A 25,331-nucleotide genomic window follows, 5' to 3' on the forward strand; every position below is an offset into this window, starting at 1 on the left:
TGACCACAGAATAAACCAGGGTCTCGCGTTTCACCCTCTACACCTTCTCAATCTGCACCAGATTGGTGTGCTGCGGGTTGCCTTTAGCCAGCGGAGAAGGTCGATGGGTCGTCAGCGTGTTGATGCATGAGCCGTGATCGATACGATCGCCATTCATATTGGCATCATGCCACGCTCCCTGGCCCATGGCGCTCACGCCGGGCATGATGCGTGGCGTGACCTTCGCTTCAATTCGCACCTCGCCGCGATCGTTAAATACGCGCACCGTATCGCCGTTCTTGATGCCGCGTTTTGCTGCATCGACAGGATTAAGCCACACCTCCTGGCGACAGGCCGCTTTCAGCACGTCGACGTTACCGTAGCTCGAGTGGGTACGGGCCTCGAAGTGGAAGCCGAACAGCTGCAGCGGGAACTGCGCGCGCTCGGGGGCGTCCCAGCCGTCAAAGGTCGACGCGTAGACGGGCAGAGGGCTGATGGTCTCATCTTTTTCCAGCTCCCAGGTAGCCGCAATCTCCGCCAGCTTGCTGGAGTAAATCTCAATCTTGCCAGATGGCGTTTTCAGCGGATGGGCTTCCGGGTTCTCGCGGAATTTTTTATAGGCCACAAAGTGTCCGTTCGGATCTTTACGCTTATAAATACCCATTTTTTTCAGCTCGTCATAGGAAGGAAGCTGAGGATCTTTCTCGAGCATTTTGGCATACAGGAACTGCAGCCACTGTTCCTGAGTGCGTCCTTCGGTGAATTTCTGGTGGATGTCCGGCCCGAGGCGTTTCGCCACTTCGCTCATGATCCAGTAGATCGGCTTACGCTCGAACTTCGGCGCGGTCACGGGCTGGAGGAAAATCAGGTAGCCCATGTTACCGGCGTAATCGTTAGGAATGATATCTTCCTGCTCGACGGTCATCAGGTCCGGCAACACGATATCGGCGTACTTCGCTGACGAGGTCATGAAGTTGTCGATGACGACAATCATTTCGCACTTGCTTTCGTCCTGCAGGATCTCGTGAGTTTTATTGATATCGGAGTGCTGGTTGATGATGGTGTTGCCCGCATAGTTCCAGATGAACTTAATCGGCACGTCCAGCTTATCCTTACCGCGCACGCCGTCGCGCAGGGCGGTCATCTCCGGCCCGCGGGCGATGGCGTCCGTCCAGCTGAAGCAGGAGATTTGCGTTTTGACCGGGTTATCCGGTATCGGCATACGTTCGATGGTAATGGTGTAGGTCGACTCGCGCGCGCCGCTGTTACCGCCGTTGATGCCGACGTTTCCGGTGAGGATTGGCAGCATGGCGATGGCGCGGGACGTCAGCTCGCCGTTCGCCTGGCGCTGTGGTCCCCACCCCTGGCAGATATAGGCCGGTTTCGCGGAGCCGATTTCACGAGTAAGTTTGATGATGCGATCCGCGGGAATGCCGGTGATGCGTGAGGCCCACTCCGGCGTTTTCGCCGTGTTGTCATCGCCCTGGCCGAGAATGTAAGCTTTGTAGTGGCCGTTAGCGGGCGCGCCTTCCGGCAGCGTTTTTTCGTCATAGCCCACGCAGTATTTATCCAGGAACGGCTGGTCGACCAGGTTTTCGTCGATCAAAACCCAGGCAATACCCGCCACCAGCGCGGCATCGGTACCCGGACGTATAGGGATCCACTCGTCTTCGCGTCCGGCTGCCGTATCGGTATAGCGCGGGTCGATAACGATCATTCGCGCGTTGGACCGCTCGCGAGCCTGCTCCAGATAATAGGTAATCCCACCGCCGCTCATGCGCGTTTCCGCCGGATTATTGCCGAACATCACCACCAGTTTGGTGTTTTCAATATCCGAGGTGCTGTTCCCGTCGTTGCTGCCGTAGGTGTAGGGCATGGCGCAGGCGATTTGCGCCGTGCTGTAGGTGCCGTAGTGGCTCAGGAAACCGCCGTAGCAGTTCATCAGGCGCGCCACCAGCGAAGCGTAAGGGGAGGAGCGGGTGATATTGCCGCCGACAATGCCGGAGGAGTAGTTAATATACACCGCTTCGTTGCCGTATTTGTCGACCACGTCTTTCAGGCTGGCGGTGATAGCGTCCAGCGCTTCATCCCAAGTGATGCGCTCAAACTTGCCTTCACCGCGTTTGCCCACGCGTTTCATCGGGTAGTTGAGACGGTCAGGATGATTGATCCGACGGCGAATAGAACGACCGCGCAGGCAGGCGCGCACCTGATGGTTACCGTAAATATCTTCACCGGTGTTATCCGTTTCGACCCAATACACTTCGTCGTCGCGGACGTGCAGACGCAGCGCGCAGCGGCTGCCGCAGTTGACCGAGCAGGCGCCCCACACCACTTTATCTCCAGAAGGCTGGACGGCGTTCTTCACCGCCGCGGCGGCGCTTTTTAAGCCGAAAGGAAGCGAGATCCCGCCGGCGGCCAGCGCCAGAGAACCTATTGCCGTAGATTTCACGAGAGTTCGACGGCTAATTCCGCCGTGATGTTCAGTATCGGACATGGCTCACCCCATCATTATAATTACGTATTATTTTTCCCGAAATGATAACCGGGCTAATGATGGGGTGAGTGTTACTGATTTGGGGGTATTAAATCTTAATCCTCATCAAATCAAAGGGGATTGAGGGTAAATTACTGCGCTTCAGCAGCCCCGTTGCCTGTGCGGGTGTACAAAATTTTAAAGGTGTCGTTGGCGCAGTGGCCTACCACCTGAGTGCCCGCCTGGTCAGCCTGATCGTTCGGCACAATGCTCAGCGTAAAACCTGATTCAGGCACGCCGTTGTTGATAATTTTCTGCTGAATGTCGCTTTTCACGCGCTCGCAGGAATCCGGTGCCGCCAGCGCGGCCGTTGAGGCACTCATTAACAGCAGGGCGGTAATCCAGGGTAACCGTTTCATCTGTAGCTCCTTTTCTCTGTGTAGAGATTAATTTTAGCAGGCTTCGTGTAAACAACTGTATTTGCTAATATGATTGGGAATAATCTCCCTGTACGGTAATAAATGTGAAGAAATACGCAGCGATAACGCTACTGGCAGCAACACTGGTGGGGTGCGACAACAGCTCCGCGCCGCTGTCGTTTACGCCCGAGATGGCGAGTTTCTCGAACGAATTTGATTTTGATCCGCTGCGCGGCCCGGTGAAAGACTTCACCCAGACGCTGCTCAACGAGAAGGGCGAAGTGTCCAAACGGGTGACCGGCACCGTGTCGGCGGAAGGGTGTTTCGATACCCTGGAACTGCACGACCTGGAGGCCAATACCGGCGTGGCGCTGGTGCTGGATGCCAATTACTACCTTGATGCGGAAACCCAGCAGCGAAAAGTGAAGCTGCAGGGGAAATGCCAGCTGGCCGAACTGCCGTCAGCCGGGATAACGTGGGATACCGACGACAACGGTTTTGTGGTGGCGGCGCACGGCAAAGAGATGGAAGTGAAGTATCGTTACGATGCGGATGGCTACCCGCTGGGCAAAACCACCGTCTCGGGGGATCAGCACCTGTCCGTGCAGTCGACGCCGTCTAAAGACGTTCGCAAAAGAATGGATTACTCGGCAGTGAGCATGTTGAATGACAAGCCGCTGGGCAACGTGAAGCAGAGCTGCGACTACGATCGACACAATAATCCGGTGAGCTGCGACCTGACGATCACGGACGATAGCGTCAAACCTGCCGTTGAGCACAAATACACCATCAAAAACACGATTGAATACTACTGAGAATAAAACCGCGCAGGTTACTGCGCGGTCGGTTTCAGCAGGCTGGCGCCTGACGGCTTGTGCCCGGCAAGATGCTGATGCTGGAAGATGCACATGCGAATGGTATTGCGGTATTCGCCGTTGATAAAGAACTCGTGAATCAGCTCGCCTTCCACCATAAAGCCCAGCTTGCGGTAGATATGGATCGCTTTCTCGTTCTCTTTATCCACAATCAGGTAAAGCTTGTAGAGATTCAGAACGTTGAATCCGTAATCCATTGCCAGCTTCGCTGCCCGTGAGGCAAGGCCTTTTCCCTGATGCTCAGGGGAAATAATGATCTGAAACTCCGCCCGGCGGTGAACATGGTTGATTTCAACCAGCTCCACAAGACCGGCTTTTTCGCCTTCACACTCCACCACAAAACGACGTTCACTCTGATCGTGAATGTGCTTATCGTAGAGATCGGACAGCTCAACAAAAGCCTCGTACGGCTCTTCGAACCAGTAGCGCATCACGCTGGCGTTATTGTCGAGCTGGTGGACGAAGCGCAGGTCTTCACGCTCCAGCGGACGGAGCTTAACGTCGCAGGGCGCCGACATTATGGTGCTACCGTGCGGCCAGTGCGGCGATCCAGGCAGCGCAGGGTGTTTGGCTCCCAGTAGGCGTTGACGTTTGCACTTTGCTGACACTTATCGCGCGCGTCAAAAGCGACATCTTCTTTGTCCCACTCTTTTTCAGCACGTTTGTTGACCTTGTGACGAAGGCTGCGGGTGTCATTCCATTGTTCTTTGTCCATAGCGGCGTTCTGGCGGCTTTGCGCGCTGTCACCAGACTCAATAATGAGCTTGCTGGTTTCCGCTGTCGCAGAGGCGGCAAAGGCGAACGATGACAGCGCCAGCAGGGCTGTCAGACAAAGGCGTTTGCTTAATGTGGTCATAGCGTTTCCTTTTAAACGGGTGCAGATAATCAAGTTACCCCGAACAGATTCTACACCAAAGCGAAAAGACGTCATACCCGCGGTGCAAGTATGGAAAAGTAAAGGATATCATCAGGTATGATGTCTAAATAAATCCTCACCTGACGTGAAATATGCTCAAAACGACGCTGCTTTTTTTTGCCACCGCGCTATGCGAAATCATCGGCTGCTTCCTGCCATGGCTCTGGCTGAAGAAGGGGGGATCCGTATTGCTTCTCATCCCGGCAAGCGTCGCGCTGGCCCTGTTTGTCTGGCTGTTAACGCTGCATCCGGCTGCCAGCGGCCGCGTCTACGCCGCTTACGGTGGCGTCTATGTCTGTACCGCACTGCTGTGGTTACGCGTGGTGGACGGCGTCAAGCTCAGCGCGTACGACTGGGCCGGCGCGCTGATTGCCCTGTGCGGCATGCTGATTATTGTGGCGGGATGGGGGCGGGCCTGAGCCCCCGGTTTTGTGATCGTTAGCGGATTTTATGATTATTATACTTGTATGGTAGTCTGGTTAGTGGGTAAGTTTCCAGCATCACAACGAATGATGTAAGGAAAGGAACTATGAAGATTGTCGCGGCTGACGTGTTTGTTACCTGCCCGGGGCGGAACTTTGTCACCCTTAAAATCACCACCGACGAGGGTATTGTCGGACTCGGTGACGCCACGCTAAACGGGCGTGAACTCTCCGTGGCTTCCTACCTGAAAGACCATCTCTGCCCGCAGCTGATTGGCCGCGATGCGCACCGTATCGAAGACATCTGGCAGTTTTTCTATAAGGGCGCCTACTGGCGTCGCGGCCCGGTCACCATGTCGGCCATCTCCGCCGTGGACATGGCGCTGTGGGACATCAAAGCCAAAGCGGCCAACATGCCGCTCTACCAGCTGCTGGGCGGCGCATCCCGTGAAGGCGTGATGGTTTACTGCCACACGACCGGTCACACCATTGACGACGTGCTGGAAGATTACGCCCGCCATAAAGAGATGGGCTTCAAGGCGATCCGCGTGCAGTGCGGGGTGCCGGGCATGAAAACCACCTACGGGATGGCTAAAGGTAAAGGGCTGGCCTACGAGCCTGCGACCAAAGGCGACTGGCCGGAAGAGCAGCTCTGGTCCACCGAAAAATACCTCGATTTCACACCGAAGCTGTTCGACGCGGTGCGCAGTAAATTCGGCTTCAATGAACATCTTCTGCATGACATGCACCACCGCCTGACGCCAATCGAAGCGGCGCGATTCGGCAAGAGCATCGAGGAATTCCGCATGTTCTGGATGGAAGATCCAACGCCTGCGGAAAACCAGGCCTGCTTCCGCCTCATTCGCCAGCACACCGTCACGCCAATTGCCGTGGGCGAAGTATTCAACAGCATCTGGGACTGCAAGCAGCTCATCGAAGAGCAGCTCATCGACTATATTCGCACCACCATTACCCACGCGGGCGGGATCACCGGGATGCGTCGCATCGCGGACTTTGCCTCGCTCTACCAGGTGCGCACCGGCTCGCACGGCCCGTCGGATCTCTCGCCGGTATGCCACGCCGCCGCGCTGCATTTCGACCTGTGGGTGCCAAACTTTGGCGTCCAGGAATATATGGGCTATTCCGAACAGATGCTGGAAGTCTTCCCGCACAGCTGGCGCTTTGATAACGGCTATATGCATCCGGGCGACAGGCCGGGGCTGGGCATCGAGTTTGATGAAAAGCTGGCGGCGAAATACCCGTACGATCCGGCCTATCTGCCGGTGGCCCGTCTTGAGGACGGCACGCTGTGGAACTGGTAAACGAGGAGCGAACGATGAAAAGCGTAGTGATTCAACAGCCGAACGAACTGGTGATTGAAGAGCGGCCACTCCCGGCGCCAGGTGCAGGTGAAGTTCGCGTCAAAATCACGCTGGCGGGGATCTGCGGTTCGGACAGCCACATCTATCGCGGCCATAACCCGTTTGCGAAATATCCACGCACGATCGGCCACGAGTTTTTTGGCGTGATTGACGCCGTAGGCGAGGGGGTCGACAGTGCCCGTCTGGGCCAGCGCGTCTCGGTCGATCCGGTGATCAGCTGCGGACACTGCTATCCGTGTTCCGTCGGAAAACCGAACGTCTGCACCTCGCTGGTGGTGCTGGGCGTACACCGCGACGGGGGCTTCAGCGAATACGCGGCGGTACCCGCTAAAAATGCCTGGCCTATTCCGGATGACATTCCTGATAGGCACGCCGTCATGGTGGAACCCTTCACCATCGCCGCCAACGTGACGGGGCAGGCCAACCCCACCGAGCAGGACGTCGCGCTGATTTACGGCGCAGGGCCGATGGGGCTGGTCACCGTGCAGGCGCTGAAGGGCGTCTATAAGGTGAAGCAGGTTATCGTGGTTGACCGCATCGACGAACGCCTGAAAATGGCCCAGCGCAGCGGCGCGGACTGGGTGTTGAATAACGGCGAGCGGTCGCTGCAGGCCGCGCTGGACGAAAGGGGCATCAAACCGACGTTAATCATTGATGCCGCCTGTCATCCGTCGATTTTGCAGGAAGCGATTACCCTGGCCTCTCCGGCGGCGCGCATCGTGCTGATGGGGTTCTCCAGCGAGCCGAGCCAGATTGTCCAGCAGGGCATCACCGGCAAAGAGCTGGCGATCTTCTCCTCGCGCCTCAATGCCAACAAATTCCCGGTCGTCATCGACTGGCTGAAAAAAGGGCTGATCGACCCGGAAAAACTGATCACTCATGCCTTTGACTATCACCATGTAACAGACGCCATTGAACTGTTTGAGAAAGACCAGCGGCAGTGCTGCAAAGTCTTGCTCACGTTCGGGCAATAATCCTATACGCGGTTAAGAGCCTGCGCAGACAGGCTCTATGTGGTACGCATCTTACCCTTCAGAGATAGCCATTATGACGCAAGCACAACCTCAAAGAACCACCTCCGACCTGGTGAAAGCCGCCGTTTCCGGCTGGCTGGGCACCGCCCTGGAGTTTATGGACTTTCAGCTTTACTCGCTGGGGGCTGCCCTGGTCTTTCACGAGATCTTCTTCCCGGAACAGTCAGCCGCGATGGCGCTGATCCTCGCGATGGGGACCTACGGCGCAGGCTATATCGCACGCATTGTCGGCGCCTTTATCTTTGGCAGAATGGGCGACAGCATTGGTCGTAAGAAGGTGCTGTTTATCACCATCACCATGATGGGGATCTGCACCACGCTGATTGGCGTCCTGCCGACCTACGCGCAGATCGGGATTTTTGCTCCCGTTCTGCTGGTAACGCTGCGTATCATCCAGGGCCTGGGGGCCGGGGCTGAGATTTCCGGGGCCGGGACCATGCTGGCGGAGTACGCGCCGAAAGGGAAACGCGGCATTATCTCCTCGCTGGTGGCGATGGGCACTAACTGCGGAACGCTGAGCGCCACGGCGATCTGGGCAGTGATGTTCTTTGCCCTCGACCGTGAAGAGCTGATTGCCTGGGGCTGGCGCGTGCCGTTCCTCGCCAGCGTCGTGGTGATGATTTTCGCCATCTGGCTGCGAATGAACCTGAAAGAGAGCCCGGTCTTTGAGAAAGTGAACGATGCCCAAACCGTACAGCCGGACACCTCGCTGGGTTCAATGGTGAAAAGTAAATCCTTCTGGCTGGCGACCGGCCTGCGTTTCGGTCAGGCGGGCAACTCGGGTCTGATCCAGACGTTCCTCGCCGGGTATCTGGTCCAGACGCTGCTGTTCGATAAAGCCATCCCGACCGATGCGCTGATGGTAAGCTCCATTCTCGGGTTTATCTCCATTCCGCTGCTGGGCTGGCTTTCCGATAAAGTAGGGCGCCGTCTGCCGTACATTATCCTCAATATCTCCGCCATTCTTCTCGCGTATCCGATGCTGTCGATCATCGTCGATAAGAGCTATGCGCCGGGGACAATTATGCTCTCTATCATCGTTATCCATAACTTCGCCGTACTGGGGCTGTTTGCGCTGGAAAATATCACCATGGCGGAGATGTTTGGCTCGCGAAATCGCTTTACCCGTATGGCTATCTCGAAAGAGGCGGGCGGGCTGGTGGCGGTGGGCTTTGGTCCGGTGCTGGCGGGGATCTTCTGCAACATGACCGGCTCCTGGTGGCCGATTGTCGCCATGCTGGTGGCCTATTCCGTGATTGGGCTGGTCTCGGCGATCCTGATGCCCGAAGTGCGCGACCGTGATTTGAGCGCGGCGCAAGACGCAGCGGAGTCCGCGCCAGAGGAGAGTGTGGGTTACGGCGCGGTCTCCTCGCGACGCTAATGGTTTATAACTTACGTGACCTGTCACATAACTTTATCTTTATGTCACACCACATGAGCAAAAGTTAATATAAATCAAAATCTCAAACGGCAGTATCAGTATGGTTGATGGCAGTTATTTTTTTACCCCAACTGCCATTCTAGTTGGTGTAGTCAGCAGGCGCTGCCGCTTCAGAGGAGCGGCAGCGGTCCACGACTTTCTAATTAACGAGTCTTAATCATGGAAAACACCTTATTACAGGCCAACGCGACGCTGCCTCAGTACGATCGCGACAGCCTTCAACCACGGGTTGTTCATTTGGGTTTTGGCGCCTTTCACCGGGCGCATCAGGCGGTGTACGCCGACATTCTCGCGGCTGAGCACGGCAGCGACTGGGGCTACTGTGAGGTTAACCTGATTGGCGGCGAGCAGCAGATTGCCGATCTGAACGCGCAGGATAATCTTTATACCGTGGCGGAGATGTCTGCCGACGCATGGACATCCCGCGTGGTTGGCGTGGTTAAAAAAGCGCTGCATGCGCAGGTTGACGGGCTGGAAAGCGTGCTGGCGGCGATGTGCGAACCGCAGGTGGCGATTGTCTCGCTGACCATCACCGAGAAAGGGTACTGCCATTCACCGGCGACAGGACAACTGATGCTCGATCACCCGTTTATCGTCGCCGACCTGCAAAACCCGCACCAGCCGAAATCCGCGCCGGGCGTGGTGGTGGAAGCGCTGGCGCGTCGCAAAGCGGCGGGTCTGCCCGCGTTTAGCGTGATGTCCTGCGACAACATGCCGGAGAACGGACACGTGATGCGCAATGTGACCTGCGCGTACGCCCGGGCCGTAGACGGCGAGCTGGCGGACTGGATCGAGGCTAACGTCACCTTCCCGTCAACCATGGTGGATCGTATCGTGCCGGCGGTTACGCCCGATACGCTGGATAAAATTGAGCAGCTGACCGGCGTGCGTGACCCGGCGGCAGTCGCCTGTGAACCGTTCCGCCAGTGGGTGATCGAAGATAACTTTGTGGCAGGACGTCCAGAGTGGGAAAAGGCCGGAGCCGAGCTGGTGTCAGACGTGATCCCGTTTGAAGAGATGAAGCTGCGCATGCTCAACGGCAGCCACTCGTTCCTGGCGTACCTGGGCTATCTGGCCGGTTACCCGCATATCAACGACTGTATGGAAGATGAGAACTACCGCTTCGCCGCGCGCGCGCTGATGCTTAACGAGCAGGCGCCCACGCTGAAAGTGAAGGGCGTTGATTTAGGTCGCTATGCCGATCTCCTGATTGCCCGCTACAGCAACCCGGCCCTGCGCCACAGGACATGGCAAATCGCGATGGACGGCAGCCAGAAGCTCCCGCAGCGTATGCTGGACTCCGTGCGCTGGCACCTGGTGCACCAGACGCCTTTCCCGCTGCTGGCGCTGGGGGTGGCTGGCTGGATGCGTTATGTCGGCGGCATTGACGAGCAGGGTAACGCCATTGACGTGAGCGATCCGCAGCTGGCGGTGATTCAGGCGGCTGTGAACGAAAGTGCGGAAGGCGAAAGCCGGGTCAATGCGCTGCTCGGCATTGAGGCCATCTTTGGTAACGAGTTACCGCAGGAGCCGCGCTTTGTGGCTGCGGTGATGGCCGCGTACCGGTCGTTGCTGCAACAGGGCGCGAAAGCGACCGTCGCGCAGTACGCGTCTCAACGGTAGTTCAGCACATGCCGCCGTGCGCGGCGGCATGTCTGCGCACAGCTTAGTGCATCCCCAGGCGAATCAGCTCAATCGGTTCGAACTTACCTTCGCATCCTTCCACTTCAACCGTTTTGCTGCGGCGCACCTGCGCGGCATCCAGCCCGTCGCTGTGGATCGCTTTAATCACGCCAGTTTTGCCCGTGCCGCTAATCATGACGCGGCTGCCGGTGGTGATTGCATTGCGGTTACGGTCGTATGTCATCATGGTATTTTCTCCTCTCTAACCTGTTCGTTACGGCGCTATTTCGGGTTATGCCGTTCACGGGGCATATAAATACGCCTGTCCGCGCTTCATGTTTTTGTTTTTGATCAAACTCACACTTTTTTCTTTATTTCGTCGGGAGCTGACGGTTCAGGACGGTAATTTACAAAGTGGACCGTTATTTTCATTAATTGATAGTTTCGACAGGGAAGCGTTGAGGGTTGGTTTATATTCCGGATGTCATCCTGTGTGCAGGAAATAACCCTTTCATTGGAATAAGGAGTCAGGCTTATGTATAAGAACATTTTGATGCCTGTAGACGTTTTTGAAATGGATTTGAGCGACAAAGCGGTTCGCCACGCGGCAAGCCTTGCGAAGGCTGAGGGCGCGTCGATCACCCTGGTCAATATTCTGCCTGCCAGCAGCCGGTCTCTGCTGCGCGGTTTCAACGCCGATATAAAAAAGTTTGAAGAGTATATGACCGCAGAATCCGGCAAGAAAATGAACGAGTTAAAAAGACTGTTCGATATTGCCCCTGAGAATATTCACAGCATGGTGCGTTTTGGCAACGTCCGGGATGAAATTATCAAGCTGAGCAAGGAGGGGAAATATGATGCGATTGTCATCGGGTCGAAAAATCCGAGCATCTCCACGCATCTGCTGGGTTCAAATGCGGAATCTATTCTGCGCTACGCCACGATCCCGGTGTTAGTCGTTCGCTAATCACCTCGCCGCACCCGAAAGGGGCGGCGCATATTACTCTTCGCTAAACCACTCGCTATTTTCCTGACGAATAAGCTGCACGGATTCGCTAATTTCCTGCAGATGCAGCGTCATCGCTTTTTCCACACCATCCGGGTCGCGTTTTTCCAGCGCGCTGAAAATATCATGATGCTGTCGGAGCAGCATTTCCGGCGGGGAGACGTGATCGAGGCTCATATAGCGCACGCGGTCAATGGTGGCCTTGATGTTCTCGATGGTGTCCCAGGCCAGCTGACAATCCGCGATCTGCGCCAGCTTCTGGTGGAATTCATCATCAAGCTGGAAGAAATCATTGAGCTGCTTACGGTCAATCGCAATACGCTGCTGGTGCAGGTTCTTCTCCAGCTGGTAACACTGGTTGTCGTTGATAAGCGTTGCGGCGCGGCGCGCCACCGCGCATTCAATGGCCTGGCGAACGAAACAGCCGTTGCGTACCTGAGAGAGTGAAATTTTGTTCACGTAGCTGCCGCGCTGCGGGCGGATCTGAATCAGTCCGTTCTCAGCAAGCTTAATAAAGGCTTCACGTACCGGCTGACGGGAAACGTCAAAACGCACGGAGACCTCTTTTTCAGAAAGCGGCGTTCCCGGTGGGATCAGGCAATGGACAATATCACGTCGCAAAATGCGATAGATTTGCTGGTTAACGGGCTGGGTGGGGTTGAGTTGCGATTCAGCGGCCATGAGTTGTCATTTCTCAGAGAGTTAGCCTGAACATACTACCATTCTTTTATAACCCGAAACAGACCCGGCCCGCAGGCCGGGAAGGGCAGAGTTAGCCACGATGGACGCTAAGTCCGGCAAAACTCTGGCTGACGGGCATCATTTCCACGGTATTGATGTTGACGTGTTTTGGCAGCGTTGCCACCCACCAGACCGTTTCGGTCACATCTTCCGGCGTCAGCGCGTTCGCATTTTCGTAGGTTTTGTCCGCTTTCGCGTCATCGCCTTTGAAACGCACGTTGGAAAACTCGGTGCCGCCCACCAGGCCCGGCTCGATATCGGTAACGCGAATGGCGGTGCCGTGTAGGTCGGTACGCAGGTTAAGGCTGAACTGGCGCACAAACGCCTTCGTTGCGCCATAGACGTTGCCGCCCGCGTAAGGCCAGCTTCCGGCGGTGGAGCCAATGTTGATAATGTGGCCGCGGTTGCGCTCGACCATGCCAGGCAGCACCGCGCGGGTCATATAGACCAGCCCTTTGTTGTTGGTGTCGATCATGTTTTCCCAGTCTTCAACGCTGGCTTTGTGGGCGGGCTCCATGCCCAGCGCCAGACCGGCATTGTTGACCAGAACGTCGATGGCGCGCCACTCGGCGGGCAGGTTGGCAATCATCTCTTCAATGGCCGCGCGGTTACGCACGTCCAGCTGCGCGGTCAGGATGCTGTCGCCTAATTCGTCCTTCAGCTCCTGCAGGCGCTCCTGACGACGGCCCGTGGCAATAACCTTGTGCCCGTTGGCGACGAAGCGACGCGTGATGCTTTCACCAAAACCTGCCGTTGCCCCGGTAACTAAAATAATCATCTCACTGTTCCTCAACGCTTTTTGTGTTGTACTAACATAGCACGGCCGCAGAGGGTGCGTTAAGGCAACATTTGTATGACGGCGTTGCAGGGGATGGCGGCCTGGCCTACTCTGGGAAGATACCCGTACTCAGGAGCGAAAGATGACGGCCGCAAATCCCTTTTTTGACATCAGCCTGCTGCCTTACCAGGCCCCCCATTTTGATGAAATCAACGATAGCCACTATCGCCCGGCCTTCGATGAAGCGCTTCGCCAGAAGCGGGCGGACGTAGACGCCATTGTGTTCCAAACCGCTGCGCCGGACTTCACCAACACCGTGCTGGCGCTGGAGAAAAGCGGCGCTTTGCTCTCGCGCGTCAGCAGCGTGTTCTTCGCTATGACCTCCGCGCACACAAATGCGTACCTGCAGGAGCTTGAGGAGCAGTTCTCCACCGAGCTTGCCGCGCTGGCAAACGACATCTGGCTGAATGACACCCTTTTCGCCCGCGTGGAGAGCGTCTGGCAGGACCGTGCCGCGCTGGACGCCGAATCCCGTCGGCTGGTCGAGGAGACGTATCAGCGGTTTATTCTGGCCGGCGCGCGTCTCAATGAAACGGAAAAAGCCGAGCTGAAGGCGCTGAATACCGAGGCGGCGACCCTGACCAGCCAGTTCAATCAGCGTCTGCTGGCGGCCGATAAGACGGGTGGGCTGGTGGTGGATTACGCGCACCAGCTTGACGGGCTCAGCGCCAGCGAGATCGCCGACGCGGCGCGGGCTGCCGCGGATCGAGGGTTAAACGACCGCTGGCTGATCCCGCTTCTGAACACGACTCAGCAGCCCGCGCTTTCCGCACTGCGCAATCGTCAGACCCGCGAAAACCTGTTCAACGCAGGCTGGACGCGCACCCAGAAAGGGGATGAAAACGACACTCGCGAGCTGATCCTCCGCCTTACGGCGCTGCGCGCCCGGCAGGCCCGCCTGCTGGGATTTGACGATTACGCCAGCTGGAGTATCGCCGACCAGATGGCGAAAACCCCGGACGCCGCGCTGGAATTTATGCGCGGCATTGTGCCCGCCGCCCGCGCCCGGGCAGAGCGCGAGCAGGCTGATATTCAGAAAGTGATTGATGACGAGCAGGGCGGTTTCACCGTACAGGCCTGGGACTGGGCCTTTTATGCCGAGCGCGTGCGTCAGGCAAAATATGCCCTCGATGAATCGCAAATCAAACCCTATTTTGCGCTCAATACCGTATTGCACGATGGCGTATTCTGGGCCGCAAGCCAGCTGTTTGGCATCCGCTTTGTGGAGCGCTTCGATATTCCGGTGTATCACCCGGACGTCCGCGTCTGGGAAATTTTCGACCACACCGGTGAGGGCATGGCGCTGTTTTACGGCGACTTTTTTGCCCGCGATTCCAAGCAGGGCGGGGCCTGGATGGGGAATTTCGTCGAGCAATCCTTCGAGCTTGCCGCCCGTCCGGTGATCTACAACGTCTGTAATTACCAAAAGCCGGCTAACGGCGGCGTCGCGCTTCTCTCCTGGGATGACGTGATCACCCTGTTCCACGAGTTTGGCCATACGCTGCACGGTCTGTTTGCCAGCCAGCGTTTCGCCACGCTCTCCGGGACCAATACGCCGCGTGATTTCGTTGAATTCCCGTCGCAGATCAACGAACACTGGGCCAGCCATCCACAGGTATTTACCCACTACGCCCGCCATTACGAAACCGGCGAACCGATGCCGGACGCGCTGCGGGAAAGCATGCTCAACGCGACCCATTTCAACAAGGGTTATGACATGACGGAGCTGCTGGCTGCCGCGCTGCTGGACATGAACTGGCACGGAATCAGCGAAGCCGTTTCGAGCGTAGACGCGTTTGAAGCGGCAGCACTGAAAAAAGAGGGGCTGGATCTGCCCGCCGTACCGCCGCGCTATCGCAGCAGCTATTTTGCCCATATTTTCGGCGGCGGCTACGCGGCGGGATATTACGCCTACCTGTGGACGCAAATGCTGGCGGACGATGGCTATCAGTGGTTTGTCGAACAGGGCGGTCTGACTCGTGAAAACGGACAAAAATTCCGCGAGGCGATTTTGTCCCGTGGTAACAGCACGGATCTGGCAGAACTTTATCGGCAGTGGCGCGGGCACGATCCGAAGATTGAACCGATGCTGGAAAATCGCGGGTTGAGCGAATAGAGCCAGTCTCGTCAGAAAAAAGAACCGGGCTTTACGCCCGGTTTTTTTATAGGCTCCAACGTGCTTGTAACGTCTTCTGCAAAAACAGTTTTAATATGTTTTCTTTATAAATAAAACAGGTGAGATTAAAACTTACTTCGAACAGTATATTTAATTAGCCAAGATTAGGCTTTAAATGAATTAATGGTTAATAGTTTGTTCTAGATTGTAAAAATAAAAACCTTTAGCTTCGGATTTTTAGCTATAAATTTTTGTTATTTTGTGCCGATAAATGAAAGTGGCATAAAAATCGACGCAGTAGCAGTTAAGAAGGCGAAAGATGACCCTACCTCTGAACAATCCGGGCTTCACGGATACCGAGCCTTCTAAAGGCCTGATAAATAAAACCTTTACCTATATTGTAACGTTGTTGATAAGTATTTTTATTGCGGCAATAATTTCCCTGCTAATAATAAAAGATAATGTGAATGAAATCAGCGACACGCACGATGAATTTTTGTTAAGGAAAGCCCTGGAGACCCGCCAGGAGAGCATGCGAAGTCATTTGAAAGATAATGCCGAGTGGGGAGATGCCTACAAACATCTTCATCTGAACAATGACGTTCACTGGGCATGGGATAAGCAGAACCTGGGTAAGTCCCTGTATGACAACTTTGGCTACGAAGGGGTGTTTGTTCTCTCTCCAGAAGGGAGTACGCGATACAGCGTCGTTGACGGGAAACTGAAGCTGCAGGAGCTGGAGAGCTGGTTAGACAAATCAACCAAAGACCGTTTACTCCATGAGTTGAGTATAAAAAAGGGAGTGCCGGTTTCTGTGCTAGCGCTTATCGATTCCGTGCCGGCCATTGTTTCTGCGCAATGGATAACGACGGGCGATGATGCGAGCGTGCAAACCATGCCCGGAAAACCGTCGACAATGGTGTTTATAGACAAGTTAACGGCTAAAAAACTCCTCACGATTGGGCAGGATGACGGCATCCAGAACGTTCGTACTTCACCTGATACAGCCACTTCTCAAATAAATAATCAGACGGAATTTACCTTAAGCACACAGAATGGAGATGTGAAAATTATCTGGGACGGTGAAAATCCCGGCCAGGCGTTAATAATTTATTTTTTGCCATTACTCATTCTCTCCGTCGTTCTGACGGTATCGATGACGGTTATATTGATGCGCCATATTATGCACAAGGCGAGAATGCTTGACGAAAATACGTTTCTCCTTGAGCAGGCGCGGTTGAATCTTATTACGAGTGAAAAAAGATTCCGGGACGTCAGTGAAACAACCAGCGACTGGTTCTGGGAAACAGATTTATCGTTAAGGATAACGTGGCTATCGGGTCGTTTTTCTACAATAACGGGATATGAAAATAGCAAATGGATAGGCCGCAGGTTGGATGAACTCTTTCCGGCGACAGGCGGATTATCACATGACTGCGCCGGGCAGCGGGACTTAACCGAACGCTTTGAATTTAAAAACTGTCCTTATACTCACGCGCAACAAACCACGTCATATTGCACGCTTCTGGCAAAGTTTTCTGCTCAGCCTGATGGAACGGTGGTGTTGCGAGGCGCGGCAACCGACGTCTCTCAGGAAGTTGAAGCAACAAAACGCGTGGAGTTCCTGTCACGCCATGATGAATTAACCGGTCTGCCGAACCGGTATCATATTAAGGAATTTTTGGCTGGCCAGTTGGCGAAAGAAGACCTTAACCGTTATCCCTTTGCCATGATCTGCCTTGATTTAGACAAGTTTAAACCCGTCAATGATATTTTCGGGCACTCCACCGGCGATGCCCTGCTTGGCGAGGTCGCTTCACGTCTTAAAAATTGCGTTCGTCGGGGTGATTTTGTCGCACGGCAGGGAGGGGATGAATTTATGCTGCTCCTCGGCAACACCAGCCAGCAAGACCAGATTGAGGAGGTGTGTCGTCGTATCGTGCAAGAACTTAACCGTCCTTTCGCCATTGAGGGCAATGATGTGGCGATAGGCGTAAGCATGGGCATTGCGCTGGCTCCCCGGGATAGCAGCAGCGCAAACGATCTTCTACGCTACGCGGATATTGCGCTGTATCAGGCGAAACAATCCGGCAGAAACCGATGGGTCTATTATCGCCCGGATATGTCGGAAAAGTTGACCGAACGCAGGAAACTGGAATTAGAACTCAAGACCGCGATTCGCGAAGAACAGCTCTACCTGGTTTACCAGCCGCGTTATAACCTCCGGTATTCTAAAATTGAGGCCGTCGAAGCGCTGGTGCGCTGGCAGCACCCGGCTCGGGGGACCATAATGCCCGATCAGTTTATCCCGCTGGCAGAAGAAACCGGGCTGATTATTAGCCTGAGCAACTGGGTCATACGCAAAGCCTGTACGGAGACGAAAGACAAATTGCCGGGATTATCGGTCTCCGTCAATATTTCTGCTATCGAATTCCAGGCAAGCGATCTTGCCGAAAGAATAAAAGAGATCCTTCACGAAACGGGGCTTGAATCCAACCGGCTGGAAATTGAAGTCACTGAAAACGTTACGCTTTCCGACCCGGAAAAAACCTTGCAGACCATGAAGTCTCTCAAAAGAATGGGCGTCCGCATTCTGATTGACGATTTCGGTACCGGCTATGCCTCTCTGAGCTATCTGCGGAAGTTTCAGTTTGACGGGCTTAAGCTCGACAAGAGCTTTATTTTTACCCTCGGTGACTCGCCGCAGAACCAGTCAGTCGTGGAGAAAATTATCGACCTGGGAAAAGCCTATTCCATGGCGGTAACCGCAGAAGGGGTGGAGACCGTCGAACAGCTGTCTTTTCTGAAAAAAAATAAATGTGATGAAGTTCAGGGCTACCTGCTTGGAAAACCGGCCGCCATTACGGACTTAAATTTAAACGCCAACAGAGTAAATCTCTAAATCGCGTTTTCACTCAGGAAAGCGCAAATGAAAAACCGGGCTTCTCGCCCGGTTTTTGTTATCCGCTCTCCGTTCGTATCCACGATCGTAAACGCCGCTTTCTATCTTACGACCAGGACAGGGCATTTCGCATGCCGAACCACTGCCGCAGCGTTCGAACCCAACAGATACGTCGATATGTCAGGTTTGTGGGAAGCGATGATAATCAGGTCGGCATCGATCGTGTCAGCGAGCTTAAGGATTTGATCTTTTGGAGAGCCCGTCACGGCGTGAGTCTGTATCTTGTCTGGAGGAATTTTGAATTGCTTAACGATTTCATCCAGCTTCGCTAAGGCCGCGTGCTGGAACTCTTTCAGCTTCGGCATTTCAACCGAATAGGCCAGGCCTAATGATGAATAATACGGAAGCGATGGAATGACGGTAAGAAAGTGAACTTTAGCTGTGTTAAGTGCTGTATGTGCCTGAACGAAGGGGATAACCATGTGCGTCAGGCTATCCTCTGAAATGTCAATTGGAACCAAAATTGAGTTATACATTTGTCCCTCCTGAGTGTTTTTCACACAATTCAGGGTAGACCGTTAATTTCAGGAAAACAGAGAGCAAGCTGTCATAACGGGGACAAATTTCGGTTATGTGATAGGCGTACAGTCGAACCAGCCCTGATCTCGTTAACGTGGCGTGACAACGAACAGGGGCATTCGGGGATGAATCTCTCCGCGTCACGGTCCGTTTTCTGCAAAACGCCAAAGCCTCAACCGGGCGCAAGGCCCGGTACCTTGTTCATATTGCGTGACAGCTGACGGACGCGATAATTTTATTCCCGCCCATATTCCCCATAATCAGATCGAGTAATTTTCGGTATTCCTCCCGGGTCATCACTTCCGCCCGAATTTCAGTTTTACCTTCTGCTTGCGCCGTAGCGGAATAAATCGCTTTCAGACTTAACGTCAACTCTTTCGCCATATTTACGACGCTCTGCCGCACCGCATCTTCATGCTCATCATTGCAGGTGATTTTAAGTACATAGCATTTTTCGCCTTCATGGAGCACAGGCAGTTGATTAATTCGCTGCGCGGCTTCGCGAAGCAATATGTTAGCGCAGAGAATAATTAGGCTGGCCATGGCGGCATTCCAGAACTGGCCTAATCCGCATAGCACGCCAATTCCGGCCGAGCACCACAGCGTTGCGGCGGTGTTTAAACCACGAATATTCATTCCTTCACGCATAATGACGCCAGCGCCAAGAAAGCCGATTCCGGAGACGATCTGCGCTGCGATACGCCCCGGGCTATCAGGAGAAGTCGATACCGAACTTAAAATGAACACTGCCGCACCCGTGGCAACCAGTGCATTGGTACGAAGTCCGGCCATACGCTGGCGCCACTGTCTTTCCGCGCCAATAATTGCGCCCAGCAGCATCGCTGCGAGCAGATGAGAGATATAAGGGAACATCAGCCTGTCGCCTGTTAACGTTATTAAATAATAAGCGTCAGTGCTTTGCTAAGCACATCATAACGCCGTTTAAATGCTAAACGTGTCAGGACGACGGTGGCGGAAAGAGTGAATGTGTAAACATGAACATGCGATGCCCCACAAATTGAGTGGTTTTACTATTTCGGGATACAATCGCTTAAAGAGGATTGCTGCCCACCGTTTCAGGTAAGCAGCGAGGAAATCGCGCTAGCTTACCTTCGTATCAACAATAAAATAACTTTCCAACGAAGGACTCCTGTGAAAATTTATTGCCAGTATAGTCAGGGTCGATAATGAGTAAAGCGAAAAGACAGCCTCCGTTATGAATTGTTTAAGTTCGCAAGGCATATTTTTTAAGACGTCATCTGATTTTAAAAAATACCCGCTATACTACATTTCCTTTTTTACAGGCGATAACAGACAAAGGCAGGAAGTATGTCTCTTCGTTCGCTGCGGGCATTATGCCTGACAAGTTTTTTCATCGCGGATGTCCGCGATGGCCTCGGTCCTTTTCTCGGTATTTTTCTGACCGAACGCCACTGGGCTCCCGATGATATCGGCATCCTGATGACGGCCGGTGGGCTGGCGGGATTACTGGCCACGCTGCCGGCGGGATTCATCACCGACACCTCACGCAGCAAGCGGACCGTGCTGGCGCTGGTGTGCCTGCTCATCACCCTTAGCACGCTCCTGCTCTGGTTTAGCCAGCAGAGCGCTGTTGTCGCCGTTTCGCAAATTGTCTCCGGCATCTGCGCGGCGTTTGTTGGGCCGCTGATCGCCGGGATTACCCTGGGGCTGACCGGCCAGAGCGGGTTCAGCGCGCAGATGGGCAAAAATGAGGCGTTCAATCACGGCGGCAACTTTGTTACCGCACTGATTGCAGGGGGCATTGCGTGGTACTGGGGCGTCGGCGGGATTTTCCTGCTGATGACCTGTACGACGCTGTTAACGCTCTGTGCGCTGCTTGCCATTCGCAACGGGGATATCGATAACGACGCGGCGAGGGGGCTCTCTTCTTCAGCGAGCCTGCCGGTTCCCGGCTTTGCCGTGCTGATTAAAAACCGGGCGCTGTTAGTGACCGGACTGACGCTGCTGCTGTTTCACCTGGCGAACGCCGCGTTGTTGCCGATGCTGAGCATGAGGGTGGCCGCCGCGCCCGCCTCGATCAACCCCGGTTTGTACGCGGCGGGCACCGTTATCATCTCTCAGGCCGTGATGATCCCCGTTGCCATCTGGGTCGCCCACCGAATAGACCGCTACGGCTACTGGCGCTTAATTATGCTGGCGCTGCTGGTGATGCCGGTGCGCGCAGCGCTGGCGGCGTCTACGGACGCGCCGCTCATGATGATCCCGGTACAAATTCTCGACGGGCTGGCCGCAGGGATCCTGGGCGTCGCGGTACCGTCGTTTATCGTGGTGCTGTTGCGCGGGAGCGGGCACGTCAATGCCGGGCAGAGTGTGGTGATGCTGATGCAGGGGGTTGGGGCATCCATGAGCCCAGCGTTAACCGGCACGATTGCCGGTCATTACTCATTTGCCACGGCATTCAGTGTTCTGAGCGCGATTGCGCTGGTGGCCGTCCTGCTCTGGTGGTGCTTTGCGCACCGGACCTGGGAAACTGACAGTACGCCGGGTGGGGCATAGCCGCCACCCGGCGTCACGCTTACGCCAGTTCGTTAGGGCACGCTTCGCCCTTTTCCAGCTGCTGCAGGTTACCCAGCGTGGTTTCTGAAATGCTGATCAGCGCTTCGGCAGTCAGAAACGCCTGGTGTCCGGTAAACAGCACGTTATGACAGGCTGACAGGCGGCGGAACACGTCGTCCTGGATCACATCATTCGACTTGTCTTCAAAGAACAGATCGCGTTCGTTCTCGTACACGTCCATTCCCAGCGCGCCAATTTTCTGGGTTTTCAGCGCTTCGATAGCGGCCTGAGAGTCAACGAGCCCGCCGCGGCTGGTGTTGATGATCATCACGCCATCTTTCATCTGGTCAAACGCCGCCTGGTTAAGCAGGTGGTAGTTCTCCGGCGTCAGCGGGCAGTGCAGGGAGATCACGTCAGACTGGGAGAACAGGGTCGGCAGGTCGACGTATTCCACGCCCAGCTCCAGCGCAGCGGCGCTCGGGTATGGATCGAACGCCAGCAGACGCATGCCGAAGCCTTTCAGAATGCGCAGGGCGGCGACGCCAATTTTACCGGTGCCGATCACACCCGCGGTTTTGCCGTACATGGTGAAGCCGGTCAGCCCCTCCAGCGAGAAGTTGGCGTCACGGGTACGCTGATAAGCGCGATGAATACGACGGTTGAGCGACATCATCATGCCAATTGCATGTTCCGCCACCGCTTCCGGGGAATACGCCGGGACGCGCACCACCTTCAGACCCAGCTCTTTCGCCGCGTCGAGGTCCACGTTATTAAAGCCCGCGCAGCGCAGGGCGATGTACTTCACCCCCTGTTTTTTCAACTCTTCCAGCACCGGACGACTGCCGTCGTCGTTAACAAAAATGCAGACGCCTTCACAGCCGTGCGCCGTTTTGGCGGTTTTTTCGGACAGCAGAAAGTCGAAAAATTCAAGCTCAAACCCGTAAGCCTCGTTAACATGTTGCAGATACTTTTTGTCGTACTGCTTTGTGCTATATACCGCGAGTTTCATAAGACTTTCTCCAGTGATTTTGCATTCACGTTAGCATGATTAAAATTATCTTACAATTTATAAAATATTATTGAATTCAATAAGTTCTATCAATTATTCTAGAGCATCTATCCTTAAAAATGGCATTCCCTTCAACTGACTGCCTAAACATGCGACAATGATCGGCACTGCCGGCTTAAATCTTTCGCTAAATCAGGATATTAACTGCCCATGAAGGGTAAATACAAAGCCGCTCTTGCGCTTTTACTGCTGTTCATATTGTTGCCGCTGACGCTGCTGATGACGCTCGCCCAGTGGGTACCGACGCTCGCCGGGATCTGGCTGCCCGTCGGGACGCGCATCGCTTTCGAAGAGAGTCCGAAACTTACCCGCCACGCGCTGGTGATCCCCGATCTTCGCTATCTGGTTGAAGACTGCGAAATTGCCCGCATCGATAACGTGACGCTGTCACATCCGAGCCGCTGGAAGCTGGATATCGGTGCGCTGGATCTTAACTCCGTCTGTCTGAGCAAAATTCCCCAGTCTGCGCCCTCAACGGTCGCCCCCAAAACGCTGGCACAGTGGCAGGCGGTATTACCTAATACCTGGATCACGGTTCACCGTCTGACGCTGTCGCCCTGGCAGCAGTGGCAGGGCGAGCTGCATGCGTCGCTGACGCCCTCCATTCAGGAGATCGCCTATAAAGGCGAGCAGGTCAGCATTAAAGGCACGCTTCGCGGTCAGACGCTCTCGGTCAGCCAGTTCGATGTCCAGCTCCCGGACCAGCCGCAGCCGATTAAGCTGGTGGGCGAGTTTACCTTGCCGCTGGTACCGGATGGCGTGCCGGTGAAGGGCCACGCGGTCGCGACCTTTAACGTGCCACAGTTGACGTCTCTGGTCGATGCCGATCTGGACTGGGAAGACAATCAGGGACAGCTGGTGGTGATGGCGCGGGACAACCCCGATCCGCTGCTCGACCTGCCGTGGCAGATCACGGCGGAGCAGCTGAACATCAGCGACGGGCGCTGGAACTGGGATCTTTCCGGTATGCCGCTGAGCGGGCGCGTGTCGCTTCGCGCGGACAACTGGCAGCAGGGGCTGGATAACACCACCCTGACCGGACGGCTGAATGTGCTTACCCAGGGTGACGCGGGGAAAGGCAACGCGGTACTGAACATTGGGCCCGGCAGGCTCAGTATGGAAAACAGCGACATGCCGCTGCATCTCAGCGGAGAGGCGAAGCAAAACGATCTCATTCTTTACGCCAAATTGCCCGCCACGCTGACCGGCAGCCTGTATGAACCGCAGCTGGCCTTTGAGCCGGGCGCGCTGCTCCGCTCGCGCGGGCGCATCATTGACTCACTCGATATCGATGAAATCCGCTGGCCGCTGGCGGGCGTGAAGCTGACGCAGAAGGGCGTGGACGGCCGCTTACAGGCTATTCTGCGCGCCCATGAAAACCAGATGGGCGATTTTGAACTCCACCTGGACGGCCAGGCCAACGACTTTTTACCTGATAATGGCCTGTGGCAGTGGCGCTACTGGGGGAAAGGCGGTTTTACGCCGATGCATGCCCGCTGGGATGTCGCCGGGAAAGGCGAGTGGCGCGACAACCTTATAGAGCTGACGGCGCTCTCCACCGGTTTTGACAAGCTCCAGTACGGCACGATGGAGGTCAGCAAGCCGCGTCTGGTGCTGGATCAACCGGTGCGCTGGCTGCGTGACCCCGATAAACCGTCCTTCAGCGGCGCGCTGTCGCTCAACGCCGGGCAAACCCGTTTCTCCGGCGGCAGCGCGTTGCCGCCATCGGTTCTGACCTTCAGCGTCGACGGCACCGACCCGACCATTTTTCAGTTTAAGGGCGACCTCCATGCGGACAAAATCGGCCCGGTACAGGTGAACGGACGCTGGGACGGCGTGCGCCTTCGCGGGCAGGCCTGGTGGCCAAAACAGTCGCTCACCGTCTTCCAGCCGCTGATCCCGCCGGACTGGAAAATGACGCTGCGCGACGGGGAGCTTTACGCGCAGGTCGCCTTCTCGGCGGCGGCCGATCAGGGCTTTGAGGCCGGTGGGCACGGCGTGCTGAAATCCGGCAGCGCCTGGATGCCGGATAACCAGATTAATGGCGTCGATTTTGTGCTGCCGTTCCGCTTCAGCGAGGGTACCTGGTCTCTCGGCACGCGCGGTCCGGTCACGTTGCGCATCGGCGAAGTGGAAAACCTGGTGACCGCACGCAACATTACCGCCGATCTACAGGGGGATTATCCCTGGACGGAGGACAATCCGCTGCTGCTCACCAACGTGAAGGTGGAAACCCTCGGCGGGAAGATCACTATGCAGCAGCTGCGGATGCCACAGCACGATCCGGCCCTGCTGCGCGTGGACAACATCTCCTCCAGCGAGCTGATTAGCGCCGTTAATCCGAAACAGTTTGCCATGTCAGGGCCGGTGAGCGGGGCGCTGCCGTTCTGGCTGGATAATGAAAAATGGATTATTAAGGATGGCTGGCTGACCAACCCGGGGCCAATGACGCTACGCATCGACAAAGATACGGCAGACGCCATCGTGAAAGATAATATGGTGGCGGGCGCGGCGATTAACTGGCTCCGCTATATGGAAATTTCGCGTTCGTGGACGAGAATCAATTTAGATAATCTGGGTGAATTAACCATGCAGGCGACCATCAAGGGGACCAGCCGGGTGGATGGCAAAAGCAGCTCCGTCAACCTGAACTATACCCATGATGAGAATGTCTTTACCCTCTGGCGCAGCCTGCGCTTTGGGGACAACCTGCAAACCTGGTTTGAGCAACATGCGGCGATACCTGCTCCCCGCAGTTCGACTGGCAAGGAAAGTGAGGAACAACAATGAAAAAGATGGCTGGTGTGCTCACCGTTGCCGCGCTACTGACCGGCTGTACGCCGCGTATTGAAGTCGCTGCGCCAAAGGAGCCGATTACCATCAATATGAATGTCAAAATCGAACATGAGATCCATATTAAGGTCGATAAAGACGTTGAAACCCTGCTGAAATCGCGCAGCGATCTGTTCTGAGGA

22 protein-coding genes are annotated in these 25,331 nt (G+C 55.4%); 12 read left to right on the forward strand and 10 right to left on the reverse strand.

Annotated features, from left to right (window positions below):
- Positions 1–37: 37 nt before the first annotated feature.
- Entirely contained in the window at positions 38–2,476 is a 2,439-nt protein-coding gene (gene ynfE, locus QMN93_RS21695; protein WP_193139176.1) for a selenate/tellurate reductase subunit YnfE, read from the reverse strand.
- Positions 2,477–2,607: 131 nt separating this feature from the next.
- Positions 2,608–2,874, reverse strand: a complete 267-nt coding sequence (locus tag QMN93_RS21700; protein ID WP_029739394.1) for a DUF1161 domain-containing protein — start codon at positions 2,872–2,874, stop codon at positions 2,608–2,610.
- A 104-nt stretch (positions 2,875–2,978) separates the two neighbouring features.
- Between QMN93_RS21700 and QMN93_RS21705 the strand changes: the two genes are divergently transcribed.
- Positions 2,979–3,689, forward strand: coding sequence for a YnfC family lipoprotein (locus QMN93_RS21705; RefSeq protein WP_033145401.1), 711 nt, complete (start codon positions 2,979–2,981; stop codon positions 3,687–3,689).
- A gap of 17 nt (positions 3,690–3,706) precedes the next feature.
- Here the strand turns inward: QMN93_RS21705 and speG are convergent, their stop codons facing one another.
- Positions 3,707–4,267: a spermidine N1-acetyltransferase gene (speG, locus tag QMN93_RS21710; RefSeq protein WP_023311549.1), complete on the reverse strand. Its 561-nt coding sequence runs from the start codon at positions 4,265–4,267 to the stop codon at positions 3,707–3,709.
- Positions 4,267–4,605: a DUF1283 family protein gene (locus tag QMN93_RS21715; protein ID WP_023311550.1), complete on the reverse strand. Its 339-nt coding sequence runs from the start codon at positions 4,603–4,605 to the stop codon at positions 4,267–4,269. The genes speG and QMN93_RS21715 overlap by 1 nt, the downstream gene beginning before the upstream one ends.
- 152 nt (positions 4,606–4,757) lie before the next feature.
- Between QMN93_RS21715 and QMN93_RS21720 the strand changes: the two genes are divergently transcribed.
- From QMN93_RS21720 to QMN93_RS21740, 5 genes are all read left to right on the forward strand, one after another.
- The gene (locus QMN93_RS21720) at positions 4,758–5,084 is read left to right on the forward strand and encodes a YnfA family protein (protein ID WP_021241222.1); all 327 of its coding nucleotides are present in this window, start codon (positions 4,758–4,760) and stop codon (positions 5,082–5,084) included.
- 110 nt (positions 5,085–5,194) lie between these two features.
- Positions 5,195–6,409 (forward strand): D-mannonate dehydratase ManD, encoded by a 1,215-nt coding sequence (gene manD, locus QMN93_RS21725; RefSeq protein ID WP_032657497.1) that lies wholly within the window; start codon positions 5,195–5,197, stop codon positions 6,407–6,409.
- 14 nt (positions 6,410–6,423) lie between these two features.
- Positions 6,424–7,443 (forward strand): Zn-dependent oxidoreductase, encoded by a 1,020-nt coding sequence (locus QMN93_RS21730; protein ID WP_064672412.1) that lies wholly within the window; start codon positions 6,424–6,426, stop codon positions 7,441–7,443.
- 73 nt (positions 7,444–7,516) lie between these two features.
- Positions 7,517–8,884, forward strand: a complete 1,368-nt coding sequence (locus QMN93_RS21735) for an MFS transporter (protein ID WP_064672413.1) — start codon at positions 7,517–7,519, stop codon at positions 8,882–8,884.
- 219 nt (positions 8,885–9,103) lie between these two features.
- Positions 9,104–10,567: a mannitol dehydrogenase family protein gene (locus QMN93_RS21740; protein WP_182383479.1), complete on the forward strand. Its 1,464-nt coding sequence runs from the start codon at positions 9,104–9,106 to the stop codon at positions 10,565–10,567.
- 43 nt (positions 10,568–10,610) lie between these two features.
- On the opposite strand, the gene ydfZ is transcribed toward QMN93_RS21740, so the two are convergent.
- Positions 10,611–10,814, reverse strand: coding sequence for a putative selenium delivery protein YdfZ (gene ydfZ, locus QMN93_RS21745; RefSeq protein ID WP_014883679.1), 204 nt, complete (start codon positions 10,812–10,814; stop codon positions 10,611–10,613).
- A 288-nt stretch (positions 10,815–11,102) separates the two neighbouring features.
- On the opposite strand from ydfZ, the gene QMN93_RS21750 reads away from it, so the two are divergent.
- Entirely contained in the window at positions 11,103–11,534 is a 432-nt protein-coding gene (locus QMN93_RS21750) for a universal stress protein (protein WP_033145406.1), read from the forward strand.
- 33 nt (positions 11,535–11,567) lie between these two features.
- On the opposite strand, the gene QMN93_RS21755 is transcribed toward QMN93_RS21750, so the two are convergent.
- Together QMN93_RS21755 and ydfG are read right to left on the reverse strand one after the other, a co-directional pair.
- Positions 11,568–12,254, reverse strand: a complete 687-nt coding sequence (locus tag QMN93_RS21755) for a GntR family transcriptional regulator (RefSeq protein ID WP_058840691.1) — start codon at positions 12,252–12,254, stop codon at positions 11,568–11,570.
- A gap of 91 nt (positions 12,255–12,345) precedes the next feature.
- Positions 12,346–13,092 carry a bifunctional NADP-dependent 3-hydroxy acid dehydrogenase/3-hydroxypropionate dehydrogenase YdfG gene (ydfG, locus tag QMN93_RS21760; protein ID WP_023292548.1) on the reverse strand — a complete coding sequence of 249 codons (747 nt, stop codon included), beginning with the start codon at positions 13,090–13,092 and terminating at the stop codon, positions 12,346–12,348.
- A gap of 142 nt (positions 13,093–13,234) precedes the next feature.
- Here ydfG and dcp point away from each other — a divergent pair, with 142 nt between their 5' ends.
- Entirely contained in the window at positions 13,235–15,268 is a 2,034-nt protein-coding gene (dcp, locus tag QMN93_RS21765; protein WP_182383480.1) for a peptidyl-dipeptidase Dcp, read from the forward strand.
- A gap of 319 nt (positions 15,269–15,587) precedes the next feature.
- The gene (locus tag QMN93_RS21770) at positions 15,588–18,170 is read left to right on the forward strand and encodes an EAL domain-containing protein (protein ID WP_182383481.1); all 2,583 of its coding nucleotides are present in this window, start codon (positions 15,588–15,590) and stop codon (positions 18,168–18,170) included.
- A gap of 101 nt (positions 18,171–18,271) precedes the next feature.
- On the opposite strand, the gene uspF is transcribed toward QMN93_RS21770, so the two are convergent.
- Together uspF and QMN93_RS21780 are read right to left on the reverse strand one after the other, a co-directional pair.
- Positions 18,272–18,706, reverse strand: a complete 435-nt coding sequence (uspF, locus tag QMN93_RS21775) for a universal stress protein UspF (RefSeq protein ID WP_023292544.1) — start codon at positions 18,704–18,706, stop codon at positions 18,272–18,274.
- A 244-nt stretch (positions 18,707–18,950) separates the two neighbouring features.
- A complete protein-coding gene (locus QMN93_RS21780) occupies positions 18,951–19,622 on the reverse strand; it encodes an MgtC family protein (protein WP_033145409.1) in 672 nt (223 codons plus the stop codon).
- Between the two features lie 456 nt (positions 19,623–20,078).
- Here QMN93_RS21780 and QMN93_RS21785 point away from each other — a divergent pair, with 456 nt between their 5' ends.
- Complete coding sequence (locus QMN93_RS21785) at positions 20,079–21,287, forward strand: MFS transporter (RefSeq protein ID WP_064672417.1); 1,209 nt, start codon at positions 20,079–20,081, stop codon at positions 21,285–21,287.
- 19 nt (positions 21,288–21,306) lie between these two features.
- Here the strand turns inward: QMN93_RS21785 and QMN93_RS21790 are convergent, their stop codons facing one another.
- On the reverse strand, positions 21,307–22,296 hold the full coding sequence (locus tag QMN93_RS21790) for a 2-hydroxyacid dehydrogenase (RefSeq protein ID WP_080327224.1): 990 nt from the start codon (positions 22,294–22,296) through the stop codon (positions 21,307–21,309).
- 210 nt (positions 22,297–22,506) lie between these two features.
- On the opposite strand from QMN93_RS21790, the gene QMN93_RS21795 reads away from it, so the two are divergent.
- Both QMN93_RS21795 and QMN93_RS21800 read left to right on the forward strand, forming a co-directional pair.
- Positions 22,507–25,146, forward strand: a complete 2,640-nt coding sequence (locus QMN93_RS21795; RefSeq protein ID WP_193139178.1) for a YdbH family protein — start codon at positions 22,507–22,509, stop codon at positions 25,144–25,146.
- The gene (locus QMN93_RS21800) at positions 25,143–25,328 is read left to right on the forward strand and encodes a YnbE family lipoprotein (protein WP_148242980.1); all 186 of its coding nucleotides are present in this window, start codon (positions 25,143–25,145) and stop codon (positions 25,326–25,328) included. Before QMN93_RS21795 ends, QMN93_RS21800 begins: the two co-directional genes overlap by 4 nt.
- The last annotated feature ends 3 nt before the right edge of the window (positions 25,329–25,331 follow it).

It is taken from the genome of Enterobacter sp. R-1.6.2 (genome assembly GCF_035064085.1).
GTDB lineage: Bacteria > Pseudomonadota > Gammaproteobacteria > Enterobacterales > Enterobacteriaceae > Enterobacter > Enterobacter asburiae_B.